The sequence below is a fragment of the Paeniglutamicibacter cryotolerans genome, from assembly GCF_014190875.1.
GTDB lineage: Bacteria > Actinomycetota > Actinomycetes > Actinomycetales > Micrococcaceae > Paeniglutamicibacter > Paeniglutamicibacter cryotolerans.
The window spans coordinates 2,634,844-2,652,096 of the sequence record NZ_JACHVS010000001.1; the positions used below are offsets into that span (position 1 = coordinate 2,634,844).

A 17,253-nucleotide genomic window follows, 5' to 3' on the forward strand; every position below is an offset into this window, starting at 1 on the left:
CGTAGTAACAACAAAGGATGAAAAATGACCCAGGATCCCCGTTCCGGCCGCGGTAATCAGCGCCCCGGAGGCTCCGGCGACGGCCGCCAGTCCGGCCGCGGAGCTCAAGGCGGGGCCGGTCGCGGCAACTCCGACGGCTACCGTGGCAATTCCGACCGCGGCGGTTCGTCCGACGGTGGCTACCGTGGCGGTTCCTCCGCTGGTGGTTCTTCGCGTGGCGGTTCGTCCTCCGAGGGTGGCTACCGTGGCGGTTCTTCTGCTGGTGGTTCTTCGCGTGGCGGTTCGTCCGAGGGCTACCGTGGTGGTCCTTCCCGTGGCGGTTCGTCCTCCGAGGGTGGATACCGTGGCGGTTCTGCTGCTGGTGGTTCTTCGCGTGGCGGTTCGTCCGAGGGCTACCGTGGTGGTCCTTCCCGTGGCGGTTCGTCCTCCGAGGGTGGATACCGTGGCGGTTCTGCTGCTGGTGGTTCTTCGCGTGGCGGTTCGTCCGAGGGCTACCGTGGTGGCTCGTCCTCCGAGGGTGGCTACCGTGGCGGTTCTTCTGCTGGTGGTTCTTCGCGTGGCGGTTCGTCCGAGGGCTACCGTGGTGGCTCGTCCTCCGAGGGTGGATACCGTGGCGGTTCCTCCGCTGGTGGTTCTTCGCGTGGCGGTTCCTCCGCTGGTGGTTCTTCGCGTGGCGGTTCGTCCGAGGGCTACCGTGGTGGTCCTTCCCGTGGCGGTTCGTCCTCCGAGGGTGGATACCGTGGCGGTTCTGCTGCTGGTGGTTCTTCGCGTGGCGGTTCGTCCGAGGGCTACCGTGGTGGCTCGTCCTCCGAGGGTGGCTACCGTGGCGGTTCTTCTGCTGGTGGTTCTTCGCGTGGCGGTTACGGAAAGCCGGGCGCAAAGAAGGGTGCACCCAAGAAGGGTGGCGCCCAGCGTCCCGCTCGGAAAAGCCCGAATCAGCCCTTCGGTGGCGAGCGCTTCGGCCAGAACCTCGGCCCGGTAACCGACCGCCCGCGCACCACACAGCGGGCCCGCGCCCAGGCAGATACGACGCCGTCGGATCTTGATGGCGTCCGCCTGCAGAAGGTCATGGCCAACGCCGGCGTCGCATCTCGCCGCGTCTGCGAGGCAATGATTGAAGAAGGTCGCGTTGAGATTAACGGCGAGATCGTCACCGAGCTCGGTGCCCGTCTTGACCCGGCAGTTGATACCATCCACGTCGATGGCATGCGTGTGCAGCTGGACGCCGAGATGAAGTACTTCGTCTTCAACAAGCCCCGCAACGTCGTTTCGACGATGGAGGATCCCGAGGGCCGCAAGTGCATCACGGACTTCTTGCGCAAGCACGGCCAGGAACGCCTGTTCCACGTCGGTCGCCTGGATTACCAGACCGAGGGCCTGCTGCTTCTGACCAATGATGGTGAAGCAGCAAACCGCCTCTCGCATCCGTCCTACGAGGTTCCGAAGACCTATCTGGTCCAGGTCCGCGGCCCGATGGGCGCTGGCATCGGTGCCCAGATGAAGAAGGGCATCAAGCTTGAGGACGGCTGGGCAAGCGTCGACTCGTTCCGCCTGATCGACTCCACCCCCGGCCGCGTGCTGGTCGAAGTCATCCTGCACTCGGGACGCAACCGGATCGTGCGCCGCCTGTTCGACTCGGTCGGACACCCGGTCATGCGCCTGGTACGCGTCCAGGTCGGCCCCATTCGCCTCGGTGACCAGAAGCAGGGTACTGTCCGCCCGCTGGGTCACCAGGAGGTCGGCCACTTGCTCTCCCTGGTGGGGATGTAACCCATGCCGGCTACCCATCTTGCCGGACCGATCCTGGTCATCGGCACCGGCTTGCTGGGTGCAAGCATCGGGTTGGGCCTGAGCCAGCGCGGACTCTCCGTCTGGCTTCAGGACCCGTCACCCACGGCGCAGACGGTTGCGCAGGACATCGGTGCCGGCAGGATCCTCACGACGGATCAGCGACTGGCTCCCGAGCTGGTTGTCGTAGGAGCACCACCGGACGTGACCGCCCAGGTGGTCGCACAGGCGCTGCTTGACTACCCTGCTGCAACGGTCTTGGACATCGCCTCGGTGAAGTCCTCGATTCTTGCCGCGCTGCTGGCCGATGACCGCCTCGACGCCGCAGCGCTGGCTCGCTATGTGGGTACGCACCCGATGGCGGGACGCGAGAAATCGGGTCCCGCCGCGGCCCGCGGTGAGCTATTCACCTCGGTGCCCTGGGTGATGTGCAGCCACGAGCGGACATCGCCGGAATCCTTGAAGACGGCCGAGGCGATGGCCATCGACCTGGGGGCCACCGTCTCGCGGATGAAGGCGAAAGAGCACGACGAATCGGTTGCGCTGATTTCTCATTTCCCGCAGGTCGCTTCGTCGATGATCGCCTCACGGCTGCTCAATGCACCGGGGCATGCGCTTGCGCTGGCCGGCAACGGACTGCGCGACACCACCCGGATCGCTGCTTCAGACCCGAAGCTGTGGATCCAGATTCTGAGCCACAACGCCCCAGCGCTAGTGGACATCCTGCATGGAATGCGCGATGACCTAGGCCGGCTCATCGGGACCTTGGAGGAACCGAGCGCACCCGGTGCGCTGCTTGATCTGGCCCAGCTAATGGGCGAGGGAAACGCGGGCCATGCCCGCATCCCGGGCAAACACGGCGCCCCGCCGCAGGCCTTCGCGCTGGTCACCGTGGTGGTCCAGGACCGCCCCGGGCAGATCTCGGCGCTGCTGTCCGATATCGGTGCAGCGGGAATCAACGTGGAGGACCTGCGCATGGAACACTCGGCCGGCCACCAGGTGGGCCTCGTGGACGTCTCGGTCATCCCGGGACGCCGCCAAGAATTGATCGACGTGCTCACGGCACTCGAATGGAAGGTAGTGCAGTAATGGAACGACTCGTAATCGCGGTCGACGGACCCTCGGGCAGCGGCAAGTCCTCGGTCTCCAAGGAGACGGCGCGCCGATTGGACGCCGTCTATCTGGACACCGGCGCCATGTACCGGGCAGTGACCTGGCATGCGTTGGATGCCGGAACGGACCTGAGCGACGCAGCGGCGGTTGCCGATGCAGTGCGTGCCGCCGATCTGGAAATCAGCACGGACCCGGACCTCGAATCGGTGAAGATCCACGGTACCGATGTCACCGAGGCCATCCGCGAGCCGTTCGTCTCGGAGGCGGTTTCCGCCGTAGCCACCAATCTGGAGGCGCGTGCAGAACTGGTCCGCCGACAGCGCGAGATCATCGCGGCGAACCCGCGCATCGTTGCCGAGGGACGGGATATCACCACCGTGGTGGCCCCCGATGCCGACGCGCGGATCCTGCTCACGGCATCCGAGGAGGCGCGCATGCGCCGCCGCGGACTGCAGCTGGGTGGAACCCAGAGCGCGCAGGACCTGCAGCGCCAGGTCGTGGCCCGTGATGCAAAGGATTCGACAGTCTCGAGCTTCCTTATCGCTTCCGATGGGGTCGCCACCGTCGATTCCTCGGACCTGGACTTCGAGGAGACGGTGCAGGCTGTGCTTGCTGCCGTCACTGCGCAGTCCAACTAGTTTCCCCATGACGAGCGGCCACCGGTTCCAACCCTGGAACCGTCGGCCGCCCACCATGCTTAATGCTTGAATGTAAAGGTGCTTCCGCGTTAGGTGGGAGCGACAAACAAAGGAACCCCTCACCATGAGCGACAGCTCCTTCCCGGTCGACGGCGACGAGTACGTCCCGTCGGTCGAGGACAACATCGCCGAACGCCTGCTGGAAATCTCCGACGAGGATGCAGACCAGCGCGCTCAGTCCCTCCTTGTGGGTCTGGGCGACTACGAACTCGACGACGAAGACGCGGCTCTGCTGGCCCGCGGCGACGCCGAGTACGACGACGATGAGGACGAACTCATCCCCCCGGTGCTGGCCATCATCGGCCGCCCAAACGTGGGCAAGTCGACGCTGGTCAACCGAATCCTGGGCCGCCGCGAGGCAGTGGTCGAGGACGTTCCCGGCGTGACCCGCGACCGAGTGTCCTACCAGGCCGAATGGAACGGCCGTGATTTCACGGTCGTTGACACCGGTGGCTGGGAGCACGACGCCAAGGGCCTCCACGCCCGTGTCGCCGAGCAGGCCGAAATCGCCGCCGACGTCGCGGACGTGATCCTCTTCGTCGTCGATGCGCGCGTCGGGGCCACGGCCACCGACGAGGCAGTCGTGAAGATGCTGCGCAAGAAGAAGAAGCCGGTCCTGTTGGTCGCCAACAAGATCGATGACTTCAACCAGGAATCTGAAGCGGCAACACTCTGGGGCCTGGGCTTCGGACAGCCCTGGCCGGTTTCGGCGCTGCACGGCCGCGGCGCGGCCGACCTGCTCGACGAAGCCGTGTCAAAGATGCCCGAGCACTCGGCCTACGGCGGACTGATCCCACGTGGCGGCCCGCGCCGCATCGCGCTGATCGGTCGCCCGAATGTCGGCAAGTCCTCGCTGCTGAACAAGCTGGCCGGTTCCAACCGCGTCGTCGTCGACAACACCGCCGGCACCACCCGCGACCCGGTTGATGAGCTCGTGGAGCTTGGCGGACGCGTCTGGCGCTTCGTTGACACCGCAGGCATCCGCCGCCGCCAGCACATGGCTCACGGCTCGGACTACTACGCTTCGTTGCGCACCCAGTCCGCGCTGGACAAGGCGGAAGTGGCCGTCGTGCTGCTCGCCGTCGATGAGGTCCTTTCGGAGCAGGATGTGCGTATCCTGCAGATGACCATCGACTCGGGCCGCGCCCTGGTGATCGCCTTCAACAAGTGGGATCTGCTCGAAGAAGAGCGCCGCCGCTACCTGGAACGCGAAATCGACACCGACCTCAGCCACGTTGAGTGGGCGCCCACCGTGAACATCTCGGCAAAGACCGGCTGGCACAAGGACAAGCTCGTCCCGGCATTGGATCGCGCCCTGGAATCGTGGGACAAGCGGATCTCCACAGGCAAGCTGAACACCTTCCTCGGTGAGCTCGTCGCGGCGCACCCGCACCCGTTGCGTGGTGGCAAGCAGCCGCGCATCCTGTTCGGTACGCAGGTCTCCTCGCGTCCGCCACGTTTTGTGCTGTTCACCACCGGTTTCCTCGATCCGGGCTACCGTCGATTCATCACCAGGCGCCTGCGTGAGACGTTTGGCTTCGATGGCACGCCGATCGAGGTCTCGATGCGCGTGCGTGAAAAGCGGGCGCGTAAAAAGTAGTCCCGAAAGTGGGGTAAGCTTCTCACGGAGCTTTTCGCAGACGGCACCCGCACGCAAGTGATCGGGAGAACGGCTGCGAAAACCACCGGGCTATGGCGCAGCTTGGTAGCGCGCCTGACTGGGGGTCAGGAGGCCGTGGGTTCGAATCCCGCTAGCCCGACCGGTGGAAACCCCGGGAAATTACGGAATGATCCGTGATTTCCCGGGGTTTTTCTGGTTTCCTGGAAAGACTGCCCCGTTTATACAAGGCCAGTGTTGTCCCCAGGGTCCCGGCGGCAGGACCTGGCGACGGAGTGCCGCTCATGGGCCCGGTACGTCGGGCCCATGAGCGGAGGCGGGCTGCCATGCGCGGATATGGGCGGTGACAACGCCTTTGCGACGTCCGGCGTGTCCGGCTGGTGGTGGCATAGGTCACGTTCGGGCCTGGCCTCGGGTGTGTGCATGATCCGCTGGCACGCCAGGACCGGAGCCGGGGGAGTCGTCTAGCACTAGCCTCCGGTGTTTGCCGAATGCGGATAACCTTAATGCTGTGCCGAGCGAGCGCCGGCGGCAACGAATAGCGGAGGATCATGGACTTCACGGCAATCGACTTCGAGACGGCCAATAGGCAACGCGGATCCGTGTGTGCCGTGGGCATTACCCAGGTGCGGGGTGGACGAATTGTCGAAACCGTCGAATGGCTGGTGGTTCCCCCGACCGGTCTGACTGCGTTCGAGGACATCAACATCTCGATCCATGGCATCACTCCGGAAATGGCGGCCACCGGCAGCTCCTGGACGGACTCGCTCTCGCGGATCGGCGATCTGGCCGGTGATGGGCCGCTTGTTGCATTCAATGTCCCCTTTGACCGCTCAGTCATGAAGGGTTCAAGTGAGATGACGGGCCTGTCACCGCTGGCGAACCCCTGGCACTGCGCGCTCGAGCTTTCCCGCAGGCATCTGACTCTTGATTCATACAAGCTGAACGTCGTTGGCGGGTTCCTGGGCGTCGACGCCTTCGAGCACCACCAGGCCGGCGCGGATGCACTGGCCTGTGCCCAGGTCGTGCTCGCGCTGTCCGACAGGCTACGGCAGCCGACGTTGGCTGGGCTGTGGCCCGACGCGGGGCCGGCTCCCGCGCCCGTGGACAACGGGGCCTCGAAGTTCTTTGGCCGTGGCTACAGCTCGAAGGTTTCCGACCTTCCGGCGGCCAATCCGGCGGCCTCCCCGAGCCACCCGCTCTTCGGACAACACGTCATCTTTACCGGAGACTTGAAGTCCATGGGTCGATGGGAGGCGATGGAGGCGGCAGCGCGGTGTGGCGCCCATAACGGCGCGGGCGTCACGAAGAAGACCACTGTGTTGGTCGTCTGTGGTGTGACCGGATTCGCCCCGGGTTACGACCCGGCCCGTGGTTCTTCCAAGGAGCGAAAGGCGCAGGCGTACCGGGACAAGGGGCAGGACATCGTGATGATCACCGAGGACGACTTCCTGTTGCTTACCGCCATCTGAGGCTACCTGTGGCTGCTATCGTGCGGACGAGCCGTCGTTCTCCTCGGGGAGCCACGACAATGGTGAGTCGTTCCCGGATTCGGCCTGAGCATCGCCTGCAGCGACCGGGGTCGTGGGCGCGGTCGCTGCAGGGGAACCGGAAACCGGCTTCTCGGAATTCCTGCGGTCAGCATGATCGACGAGGTTCCGGGCCTGCTTCAGTTCCTTGAGCTTCTTGCCGCGGGATCGCCAGACCTCCCAGGCGATTGCCGCGGCAATGAACATCATCGCGGCGGCAATGGCGGCGCCCAGGCTCCATCCGGGGAACCACGTCGCATCGTTGTCAATCATGTTTCTGGCCTTGAGCGCGGAGGCGGAATTGCTGGCGTAGATGCCAAGAGTCAGCAGGTTGGGTGTCGCCAGCAGAACGGCGGCGCCGAGGATGACTGCTTTCCATGGCCAACTGATCTTCCGGTGGCGCGCTTGCCACAGGAGCAGTAGCGGTACGAAGGTAAAGACGAAACCGTAGAAAAGTCCAAGCAGCAAGCCGGTACCCAGATCGCCGTTGGCTTGGCTCTTGATGGTGGTCGCCCACCAGGTCTGAAGGAAAGTTGGGAGGATGACGTAGGTGGCCACTGCCACTGCCACCCCGGCGATGCCAAGCCCGATGCGCAGCCCCCAGCGCGGGGTGGGGAGCGTTTCGGTGGTGACGACTACTTTTTCTGGTCCTGCCGTTGGTGATTCGCTCATGGGGGCATCATCCCACGACAGGACAAGATTCAGTGGTCCAACTTCATGAAATGAGCGACAACCGGGCATGGGTATGTAGGCTAATGTTGTAGTAGAGGTTGAGTCCGCCTGTTCCCCCAAGGGGATCGGTCCAACCGACAAGCAAAGATGTTGAAAAAGCGGGAGGAAACAGGCATGGCTGGAGAGCACGAGGCACGTCTGGCAAATGGTCATGACGAGCCCGCAACGGAGACGACCGGCATCGCACTGCCGCCCGTTGTACATGCTCCGACGGCTCAGTATGCCTTGAGCGCCGAAGAACGGGCAGCTATTTCCGCCCTTCCGGCTGGTTCGGCACTGCTGATCGCCCATTCGGGCCCCAATCAGGGAGCCCGCTTCCTGCTGGACCAGGACATTACCCAGGCCGGACGCCATCCGGACGTCGATGTTTTCCTCGACGACGTCACCGTATCCCGCAAGCACGCCCAGTTCCGCCGCACCGCGGAGGGGTTCGTCCTGGTCGATTCTGGCAGCCTGAACGGCACTTACGTCAATCAGGACCGCGTCGACTCGGTGCGCCTAGCCAACGGCGCCGAGGTGCAGATCGGCAAATTCCGCCTAACGTTCTATGTCGGTTCGCCGCAGCCGAGCGCTGCCACCGGAGACTAGCGGGACGGTCAGTGACTTCCACCGCTCATACCCGCAGACTGACGGCACTGGGTGCCGAGCCAGTCCGCCTCGCCGCTCTGAATATCGGCGAGGTACTTTCCGAGCTCAACGGCGACTTCCCGCAGATCACCGCATCGAAGATTCGTTTCCTCGAGGAAAAGGGGCTCATCACCCCGCAGCGGACCTCCGCGGGATACCGCAAGTACCTGCCAGGGGACGTGGGCAGGTTGCGCTTCATTCTGGGCTTGCAGCGGGACCAGTACCTACCACTGAAGGTCATCAAGGATCACCTTGATGCAGTGGATCGAGGTGAGGCGCCCGAGCAGCTGCCCGGTGGAGTGGCGTTGGCTCCGCGAGGCGTCACCGATGCGATGGCGCAGAAGATCGCCGGCCACAGCCGCCCGTTGACCCGGGCGGAGCTGCAGGGGTCAACTGGAGCCAGCGCTGAGCTGATCGCCGACCTGCTCTCCTTCGGTATGATCGCCGAGGAAAACGACCGTTTCGGTGAACACGCCCAGCGGATTACCGAGGCCAGCGCCAAGCTTGCCGCACACGGTATCGAGCCTCGCCACCTTCGCGCCTTCCGCGCCGCCGCTGATCGTGAACTCGGGCTGGTGGAACGCGCAGTGGCTCCTTTGAGCGCACGCCGCGACGTCGCGTCCCGAGCCCGCGCGGCCGATACGGCCCGCGAGATCACCGATGCCTGCATGGCGCTTCACGGCGCACTGGTCAACGGTGCGATCGCCAAGCTCGATCACTAGCCCGATGCGCCCGGAACGGGCGCGGAAAGGAATGGATCATGCGTGAACTGGAAATCGTCGGCGTTCGCATTGAACTGCCGTCGAATCAGCCGCTCGTGCTGCTGAAGGAGGTTGACGGACCCCGTCATCTTCCGATCTGGATCGGCGCCCCGGAAGCCTCCGCTATCGCGATGAGCCAGCAGGGCATTGAGCCGCCGCGACCCATGACGCACGACCTGCTCATCAACGTACTGCAGGCCCTGGGCAAACCACTGCTGCGCGCCGAACTTATCTCCGTCGAGGACACCATCTTCAAGGCCAGCCTGGTCTTCGCCGACGGCGTGAGTGTTGATGCGCGCGCCTCGGATGCGGTGGCCCTGGTACTGCGGGCCGGTTGCCCGCTGCTCTGCGCCGAGGAAGTGCTTGCCGATGCCGGCGTCCTGGTGGGTAACGGCGGGGAATCGGTCGATGGTGAAGAGGAGAGGATCCGCGAGTTCCGCGAATTCCTTGACGACGTCGAGCCCGAGGATTTCGAAACCTGATCCGCTGCGTCTGCGACACGCCCTCAAGTTAAGCTTGAAGGTCTTTGACCTTGCCCCGAAGTGGCCGTACCGTCGAAACATAGGTTTCCCACTGTGCGCGGGATACTGACCGGCACCCTTTCCCGCCGGGCGGCCCCTCGTTACACTTCCCTTTGGGGAGGCTTCAAGCAAGGAGATTCACATGAATCCCATAGGTGATCAATCCCGGTCGGTTCCGGTCCGCACCGGAACAAAGAGCGGCAACACCCAGGGACTGCTCTTCACCGAGGATCTGCCGGTCCTTGACGAGGATGCGGGCTACCGCGGTCCGATCGTCTGCAAGGCGGCTGGAATCACCTACCGCCAGCTCGACTACTGGGCACGTACCGGACTCGTGGAGCCGGCCGTGCGCGGAGCCAAGGGCTCCGGATCGCAGCGCCTTTATGGCTTCCGTGACATCCTGGTGCTCAAGGTCGTCAAGCGGCTGTTGGATACGGGAGTCTCGCTGCAGCAGATCCGCACCGCCGTCAGCCACCTGCGTGAGCATGGTGTTGAGGATCTGGCCCAGATCACCCTGATGAGCGACGGGGCGTCGGTCTACGAGTGCACCTCGGCCGATGAGGTCATCGACCTGGTCCAGGGTGGACAGGGAGTATTCGGCATTGCTGTGGGCAGGGTGTGGCGCGAGGTCGAGGGAAGCCTCTCGCAGCTGCCCAGCGAGCACGCCGAGACGTTCCCCGAGGACGAGCTGGCCATGCGCCGGGCCGCCAAGAAGAACGCCAGCTGATACCGAACGGCAACCTTAGGGCATCGAAAACCCCGGCAAACCGAACCGGTTTGCCGGTGATTTTTCGTTGCCCACCCATGAACAGATGAGCCCTGCTATCAATTCATGGGTGGGCGGAAGGCCGAAGTTCATGGCATGCGGCTTCCCGTCCGAGGCACAGGTGAAATGCTCGGAATCCGTGGGAAAAGTCAGGAAATTTCTGGCTGGCGTTTCCAGCCTTGCCCAGTGGATGACTGTTGGAGCCTGAGCCGGTGCCATTGACCCGCGTGAGGGCTGGTCCCGCAACGAGAGTGCCGAAGCCGCTGGAGCGTCGGTGGGCAATAACGGAACGCCGACGAGCAGCTGCCGTGGAAGATCAGTCGCGGGCCGGTCGGCTGCGCTTGGAACCGGTATCGACTAGGTTCGCCAGCAGGTCATCGAAGTGCCCCGCCGTGGTTCGGGCACCTTTGCCAGGCCACTGGTGCACCGAGTAGGCGGCACCTTGGATCTGCTGCCATTCGGACATTTCCGGCAGCTCGGGCTTAAGCAGTGCCGAACCGAACATGGTGCGCATTTCGTTCAGCCGGTAGGTGTGCTCGGCGGAATCCTTGCGGACGCGGTTTGCCACGACGTCGACTGCGCCGAGGTCGGGTGCGAACTCCTTGCGGAACAGTTCCAGCGCGCGTTGGGTGCGCTCGGTACCGGCGACGGAGAAGAGGCTGGGTTCCGCTACGAGCAGGACCCGGTTGCTGGCGGTCCAGGCAATGCGGGTCAGGCCGTTGAGGGAAGGCGGGCAATCGATGAGCACCAGGGCGTAGCCCGAGGTGCGGGCCAGCAGCTGGGACAGGCGACGCAGGTCGCGTGCGCGGAGGTCGGGGCGGTCGTAGATACCCGAATAGGCTCCTCCGACTGCCACGTCGAGGACCGGAACGCGAGTCAGCGAGGCCTTGTCGGCGGCCTTCGACTGCCAGGCGCTTGGCGCGATGTTTGCGGCGATATCGCCCCGACGGCCCTTCTTGAGGAGGTGGCCGATGGTTTCGCGAGAGTCTGCGCTGACGCCCAGTCCGGTACTGGCATCCGCGTGCGGATCCAGATCGATCACCAGGGTGGGTATGCCTGCGGCCAACGCGGCCGATGCGAGCCCCAAGGTGACTGAGGTCTTACCCACGCCACCCTTCAAGCTGCTGATGCTCACTACCTGCACGGAACGGACCACGTCCTTTTCTGCTTCACTAACCTCATCGACCCTCGAATGGTTCCCCTCATATCATAATCGGGTGGCCAGCCGTTCGCTGACACTTGCCCCCGGGATGGCGTTTCCCTATCGGGTCGAAGTGTTTCTTCGACTCAATGAAAGATTTTAGACTGTGTGCCACGCCACGGTAGGGTTCATTTTGGGTCGCCGACATGGCCGTGCGCCCGGCGGACGCGGATCATGCCTATGAAGCCCGCGACGTCTCATCTTCATGAATTCGCAGGAGTCCCATGTTTTCGAAGATCCTGGTAGCCAACCGCGGTGAAATTGCCATTCGAGCCTTCCGTGCCGGCTATGAGCTGGGCGCAAAGACCGTGGCAGTCTATCCGTACGAAGACCGCAATTCGATCCACCGGCAAAAGGCCGACGAGGCCTACCGCATCGGTGAAGAGGGCCATCCCGTCCGCGCCTATTTGGATGTCGCGGAGGTGGTCCGGGTCGCCAAGGAATCCGGAGCCGATGCCATCTATCCCGGGTACGGATTCCTCTCAGAGAACCCCGACCTGGCCCAGGCTGCGGCCGATGCGGGCATCAAATTCATCGGCCCGCCGGCCTCAGTGCTCGAACTCACCGGCAACAAGGTCCAGGCGCTGAAGGCAGCACGGGCCGCCGGCATCCCGGTGCTGAACTCCTCCGAGCCCAGCGATGACGTCGAGTACCTGACCTCGGCTGCGGAGAAGATCGGCTTCCCGGTCTTCGTCAAGGCCGTGGCCGGCGGCGGCGGACGCGGCATGCGCCGGGTCGACACCCGTGAGATGCTCGCCGAATCCCTCGCAGCTGCCATGCGCGAGGCCGGAAGCGCGTTCGGGGACCCGACGGTCTTCCTGGAACAGGCAGTGCTCCGCCCGCGCCACATCGAGGTCCAGATCCTCGCCGATGAGCACGGAAACGTGGTCCACCTCTTCGAGCGCGACTGCTCGCTTCAGCGCCGCCATCAGAAGGTCATCGAGATCGCTCCGGCGCAGAACCTGGACGAGGGCATCCGCCAGGCCCTGTATGCCGACGCCGTGAAGTTTGCCAAGGCGATGAAATACCAGAATGCGGGCACCGTTGAATTCCTCGTCGACACGGTGGGGGAGCGCGCCGGACAACACGTGTTCATTGAGATGAACCCGCGCATCCAGGTCGAGCACACCGTCACCGAGGAAATCACCGACGTCGACCTGGTGCAAGCGCAGATGCGCATCGCGGCCGGTGCGAGTCTCGAGGACCTGGGTATCCGCCAGGACGAACTGAAGATCCGTGGCGTGGCACTGCAGTCGCGCATCACTACCGAGGATCCTGCGAACGGCTTCCGCCCGGATGTGGGAACCATCAATGTGTACCGCTCCGCCGGTGGTTCGGGCGTGCGCCTGGACGGTGGCACCATTTACACCGGCGCGGAGGTCTCACCGCACTTCGACTCGATGCTGGTCAAGCTGACCTGCCGTGGACGCGACTACCCCACGGCCGTGGCACGCGCCCGCCGGGCGCTGGCCGAATTCCGCGTCCGCGGCGTCACCACAAATATCCCGTTCCTGATGAACGTGCTAGCCGACCCGCAATTCATTGCCGGAAACGTGGCTACCGACTTCATCGATTCGCGACCGGACCTGCTCGAGGGAAACAAGTCCCAGGACCGCGGCACCAAGGCGCTCTCCTTCCTGGCCGACGTCACGGTGAACCGGCCCAACGGGCCGCGCATCGAGGGCATCGACCCGCGTCGAAAGCTTCCGGCCTTCCCGGGGGACAAGCTGTCCGAACCGGACCGCAGCCCCTTTGACGGTCCTTCCCAGCAGGAACCGGCGCCGGGTTGGCGCCAGCGACTGCTGGAGCTGGGCCCGGAAGGATTCGCCAAGGCGCTGCGCAACGAAACCGCAGTAGCGGTCACGGACACCACCTTCCGTGACGCACACCAGTCACTGCTGGCCACCCGCGTGCGCACCCGCGACCTGATCGCGGCGGCACCAGCCTACGCGCACATCATGCCGCAGCTGTTCTCGATGGAGGTCTGGGGCGGGGCAACCTACGACGTATCGCTGCGCTTCCTGGGCGAGGACCCGTGGAAGCGCCTCGATCTGCTGCGTGCCGAACTGCCGAACATCCCGCTGCAGATGCTGCTGCGCGGCCGCAACACGGTCGGCTACACACCGTACCCGACCGAGGTCACTGACGCCTTCGTGAAGGAGGCGGCGGCCAGCGGCATCGACATCTTCCGTATCTTCGACGCGCTGAACGACGTCTCGCAGATGGCCCCGGCGATCAAGGCGGTCCGGGAGACCGGTACCGCGGTGGCCGAGGTGGCGCTGTGCTACACCGGCAACCTGCTGGATCCGAACGAGGACCTGTACACGCTTGACTACTACCTGAACCTCGCACAGCAGATCGTCGACGCCGGGGCGCACATCCTGGCGATCAAGGACATGGCCGGGTTGCTGCGTCCGGCGGCCGCCGCGAAGCTGGTCCGTGCCCTGCGTGAGCGTTTCGATTTGCCGGTCCACCTGCACACGCACGACACGGCCGGCGGACAGCTGGCCACGCTCATGGCGGCGATCGACGCCGGGGTGGACGCGGTGGACGTCGCCGCGGCATCGATGGCCGGAACCACGTCCCAGCCCTCGTCCTCGGCACTGATTGCGGCACTGGAGAACACCGAGCGTGATACCGGTATCTCGCTGGAGGCTGCGGCATCGCTTGAGCCGTACTGGGAATCGGTGCGGGCCATGTACGCCCCGTTTGAATCGGGGCTGACCGCCCCGACAGGTCGGGTCTACCGGCACGAGATCCCCGGCGGGCAGCTCTCGAACCTGCGCCAGCAGGCCATCGCGCTGGGTCTGGGCGAGCGCTTCGAAGCCATCGAGGACATGTACACGGCGGCGAACAAGATCCTGGGCCGCTTGGTCAAGGTCACGCCCTCATCCAAGGTGGTCGGCGACCTGGCCCTGCAGCTGGTCGGCATGAATGTGGACCCGGCCGAGTTCGAGAAGGACCCGGCGTCCTTCGACATCCCGGACTCGGTGATCCAGTTCCTCTCCGGAGAGCTCGGCGATCCCCCAGGAGGCTGGCCGGAGCCGTTCCGGTCCAAGGCGCTCGAGGGCCGCGTCGTACGCCCGGGTGCGGAGGTGCTAGAGCCGGCTGACTCGGCCGCGCTGGCAGCCGATTCGGCGACGCGTCGGGCGACACTGAACCGGTTGCTCTTTGCCGGTCCGACCCGCGACTTCGAGGCAACGGTCGCCAGCTACGGCGACGTGTCCCCGTTGCATACCCGCGATTACCTCTATGGGTTGGTCAAGGGCAAGGAGCACGTGATCTCCCTGGGCAAGGGCGTGCGCCTCCTGGTCACCCTGCAGGCCGTTTCCGAGCCCGATGAAAAGGGCCTTCGTGCCGTGTTGTGCACGCTCAACGGGCAGATGCGCCAGCTGATGATCCGGGACAAGAACGTCCAGTCGACGGTCAAGGCGGCGGAGAAGGCCGACCCGGGAACCGCTGGCCATGTGGCTGCGCCGTTTGCCGGTGCCGTCTCGCCGACGGTCCAGGTCGGCGACGTGGTCCAGGTCGGCGACACGGTGGCGACGATAGAGGCGATGAAGATGGAAGCCGGAATCACCACCACCGTCGCCGGAACGGTCTCCCGGCTGGCCATTGCCGGCACCACCCCGGTGCAGGGCGGAGACCTGCTGATCGTCATCGACGAGGGCTAGTAATCGGCTGACAGCGAAGCGGGGGCGGGTGCCATATGGGGCCCGTCCCCCATCGTGTTAGGGTGCGGATGGACGACAGGACGCTGACGTCTTTTTTGAGTGAGGAAAGAATTGCGATCATTAGGTCCGACATGGCGTGGAATCAGATCCCGCCTGCGGAGGAACAACCCGGCCAAGACGGTGACCCCGGCAGCCGAGCCGGAAGCGCCCGCGCAGCCCGAGACGGCCTCCGAGCGGCCCGAAGCGCAGGCTGCTTCCCCGGTGGCGGAACGCCCGCGGGCCGAGGTGCGCGCCGCCGGCTCGCCGGGCACCACCGTCACCCGGGTCATTGCCGTGGTCTCCACCCGTCCCGGAAACGGGACGAGCACCGTCAGCTCATTGCTGGCGCGGCGCTATGACCCGGTGAACACGATCATCAACGAGGCGGGCCCCGGACTCACCCGGGCTGCCTTCACCGGAGCGTTGCAGGTCGCCGACGCCATCGTCCTGGTGACCTCGCCGGATCCCACCGAAACGCAGGCACTGAACGAGTCGCTGCAATGGTTGCGGGCCAACGGCCGTGGCCACCTAGTCGAACGCTGCGTCTTCGTGGTGAACCTCGGCGCCTCCGACGCAGCTCCCGGCCCGCTGGTGCTGCCGGCAGACCTGGACCGCCCGGTCATCGTGCTGCCGGTGGATCCGGCCCTTGGGCAGCTCGGCAGCGCCTCGCGCCAGCCGCGCCGCGCGACCCGCTCCGCCATCAACCAGCTCGGCAACGAGCTCAGCAACAGCATCCAGGAGAAATGACGTGACGCATTACGATTTGGCCATCATCGGTTCGGGCTCCGGGAACTCGGTGATCACCGGGTACTGGGACGATAAGAAGGTTGCCTTGATCGATGGCGGCATCTTTGGCGGGACCTGCCTGAACGTTGGTTGCATCCCCACCAAGATGTACGTCTACCCGGCGCAGCTCGCCGCCTCCGCGGCCGAGGCGAAGAAGCTCGGCGTGGACTTGGAGTTCAAGGGTGCAGACTGGGTCGGGATCCGCGACAGGATCTTCGGTCGCATCGATGCCATCTCCGAGGGCGGGCGCCGCTACCGCGACCTCGAGCTGGAGAACGTTGACCTGTACTCCGAATACGCGACTTTCACCGGCGAGAAGGAACTCACCATGGCGTCCGGAGCCGTCATCACGGCGGACAACATCGTAGTGGCCAGCGGGTCGCGCGCCGTGTTGCCCCAGGTGCGCGGGATCGACCTGCCCGGTGTGCACACCTCCGACACGATCATGCGCCTGGACGAGCTGCCCGAACGCATCGTGATAGTCGGTGGCGGTTACATCGCCTCCGAATTCGCTGCGGTGTTCTCCGGGCTGGGTTCGAGCGTCACCCAGGTGAACCGCTCCGGCGCGTTGATGCGCCACCAGGACGCCGACATTTCCACCGCGTTCACGAAGGCCGCCGCGGCGCGCTGGAACGTCGAACTCAACTCCCATTTGACCGGGATCCGGACAGCCGACCGCGGCCTGGTCGTGGAGTTCGAAGGAACCGACGGGAAAAAGCTGGAGCTGGTGGCCGACGTGGTGCTGGTGGCCGCGGGCCGGGTCCCGAACACCGATACCCTCGGCGTTGCGGGGATCGGGCTGGACCAGCGCGAGGATGGAACGCTGCTGGTCGATGAATACCAGCGCCTGCTGCGCGGCGGCGAGCCGGTTCCGGGTATGTTCGCGATGGGTGATGTGGCAAACCTGGAGCAGCTCAAGCACGTGGCGAACCGCGAGACCCGCGTGGTCGTCCACAACCTGGAAAATCCTTCGGACCTGCGTCCCATGGACCGCCGCGCGGTGGCTGCCGCAGTCTTCACCAACCCGCAGATCGCCACCGTCGGGCTCTCCGAGGCCGAGGCCCGGTTCGCGCACCCGGAACGCGAGCTGGCAGTGGCGATCCAGGAGTACGGTTCCACCGCCTACGGCTGGGCCATGGATGACACGGAAGGCTTCGTGAAGATCGTTGCGGACAAGCACACCGGTGAGATCCTGGGCGGGCACATCATGGGCCACGAGGCGTCGCTGCTCATCCAGCCGCTGATCCAGGCCATGGTCAACGGGACCACGGTGGCCCAGCTGGCCCGCGGCCCGTACTGGATCCACCCGGCGCTCACCGAGGTCGTGGAGAACGCGCTCTTGTCCCTGGGCGTCGATCCCCAAGCAGGCGACCCGCTGTAAGCGGGAACCGGCCATGCGA

Annotated in this window: 14 protein-coding genes and 1 tRNA gene; 13 read left to right on the forward strand and 2 right to left on the reverse strand. The window is 65.0% G+C overall.

Features of this window, described 5'->3' with window-relative positions; all coding sequences use genetic code 11:
• The first annotated feature begins 24 nt into the window (after positions 1 to 24).
• The 6 genes from E9229_RS12115 to E9229_RS12140 all read left to right on the forward strand — a co-directional run bounded on the left by E9229_RS12115 (position 25) and on the right by E9229_RS12140 (position 6,689).
• A complete protein-coding gene (locus E9229_RS12115) occupies positions 25 to 1,770 on the forward strand; it encodes a pseudouridine synthase (RefSeq protein ID WP_183511563.1) in 1,746 nt (581 codons plus the stop codon).
• 3 nt (positions 1,771 to 1,773) lie between these two features.
• Positions 1,774 to 2,877, forward strand: coding sequence for a prephenate dehydrogenase (locus tag E9229_RS12120; protein ID WP_183511564.1), 1,104 nt, complete (start codon positions 1,774 to 1,776; stop codon positions 2,875 to 2,877).
• Positions 2,877 to 3,539 carry a (d)CMP kinase gene (cmk, locus tag E9229_RS12125; RefSeq protein WP_183511565.1) on the forward strand — a complete coding sequence of 221 codons (663 nt, stop codon included), beginning with the start codon at positions 2,877 to 2,879 and terminating at the stop codon, positions 3,537 to 3,539. Before E9229_RS12120 ends, cmk begins: the two co-directional genes overlap by 1 nt.
• Positions 3,540 to 3,663: 124 nt before the next feature.
• Positions 3,664 to 5,199 (forward strand): ribosome biogenesis GTPase Der, encoded by a 1,536-nt coding sequence (der, locus tag E9229_RS12130; RefSeq protein ID WP_183511566.1) that lies wholly within the window; start codon positions 3,664 to 3,666, stop codon positions 5,197 to 5,199.
• Between the two features lie 86 nt (positions 5,200 to 5,285).
• Positions 5,286 to 5,359: transfer RNA gene (locus E9229_RS12135), tRNA-Pro, on the forward strand.
• 409 nt (positions 5,360 to 5,768) lie between these two features.
• Positions 5,769 to 6,689, forward strand: a complete 921-nt coding sequence (locus E9229_RS12140) for an exonuclease domain-containing protein (protein WP_183511567.1) — start codon at positions 5,769 to 5,771, stop codon at positions 6,687 to 6,689.
• Positions 6,690 to 6,704: 15 nt separating this feature from the next.
• Here the strand turns inward: E9229_RS12140 and E9229_RS12145 are convergent, their stop codons facing one another.
• Positions 6,705 to 7,418, reverse strand: a complete 714-nt coding sequence (locus tag E9229_RS12145) for a hypothetical protein (RefSeq protein WP_183511568.1) — start codon at positions 7,416 to 7,418, stop codon at positions 6,705 to 6,707.
• Positions 7,419 to 7,592: 174 nt separating this feature from the next.
• Here E9229_RS12145 and E9229_RS12150 point away from each other — a divergent pair, with 174 nt between their 5' ends.
• From E9229_RS12150 to E9229_RS12165, 4 genes are all read left to right on the forward strand, one after another.
• On the forward strand, positions 7,593 to 8,066 hold the full coding sequence (locus E9229_RS12150; RefSeq protein WP_183511569.1) for an FHA domain-containing protein: 474 nt from the start codon (positions 7,593 to 7,595) through the stop codon (positions 8,064 to 8,066).
• A gap of 11 nt (positions 8,067 to 8,077) precedes the next feature.
• The gene (gene ftsR, locus E9229_RS12155; RefSeq protein ID WP_407671341.1) at positions 8,078 to 8,827 is read left to right on the forward strand and encodes a transcriptional regulator FtsR; all 750 of its coding nucleotides are present in this window, start codon (positions 8,078 to 8,080) and stop codon (positions 8,825 to 8,827) included.
• A 38-nt stretch (positions 8,828 to 8,865) separates the two neighbouring features.
• Positions 8,866 to 9,348: a bifunctional nuclease family protein gene (locus E9229_RS12160; RefSeq protein WP_183511570.1), complete on the forward strand. Its 483-nt coding sequence runs from the start codon at positions 8,866 to 8,868 to the stop codon at positions 9,346 to 9,348.
• Between the two features lie 181 nt (positions 9,349 to 9,529).
• On the forward strand, positions 9,530 to 10,114 hold the full coding sequence (locus E9229_RS12165; RefSeq protein WP_183511571.1) for a MerR family transcriptional regulator: 585 nt from the start codon (positions 9,530 to 9,532) through the stop codon (positions 10,112 to 10,114).
• Between the two features lie 355 nt (positions 10,115 to 10,469).
• Here the strand turns inward: E9229_RS12165 and E9229_RS12170 are convergent, their stop codons facing one another.
• Positions 10,470 to 11,297, reverse strand: coding sequence for a ParA family protein (locus E9229_RS12170; RefSeq protein ID WP_183511572.1), 828 nt, complete (start codon positions 11,295 to 11,297; stop codon positions 10,470 to 10,472).
• A 281-nt stretch (positions 11,298 to 11,578) separates the two neighbouring features.
• Between E9229_RS12170 and E9229_RS12175 the strand changes: the two genes are divergently transcribed.
• The 3 genes from E9229_RS12175 to E9229_RS12185 all read left to right on the forward strand — a co-directional run bounded on the left by E9229_RS12175 (position 11,579) and on the right by E9229_RS12185 (position 17,234).
• A complete protein-coding gene (locus tag E9229_RS12175; protein WP_183511573.1) occupies positions 11,579 to 15,028 on the forward strand; it encodes a pyruvate carboxylase in 3,450 nt (1,149 codons plus the stop codon).
• Positions 15,029 to 15,139: 111 nt separating this feature from the next.
• The gene (locus E9229_RS12180) at positions 15,140 to 15,814 is read left to right on the forward strand and encodes a hypothetical protein (protein ID WP_183511575.1); all 675 of its coding nucleotides are present in this window, start codon (positions 15,140 to 15,142) and stop codon (positions 15,812 to 15,814) included.
• 1 nt (position 15,815) lies between these two features.
• On the forward strand, positions 15,816 to 17,234 hold the full coding sequence (locus tag E9229_RS12185; protein WP_183511576.1) for a mycothione reductase: 1,419 nt from the start codon (positions 15,816 to 15,818) through the stop codon (positions 17,232 to 17,234).
• Positions 17,235 to 17,253: the final 19 nt, after the last annotated feature.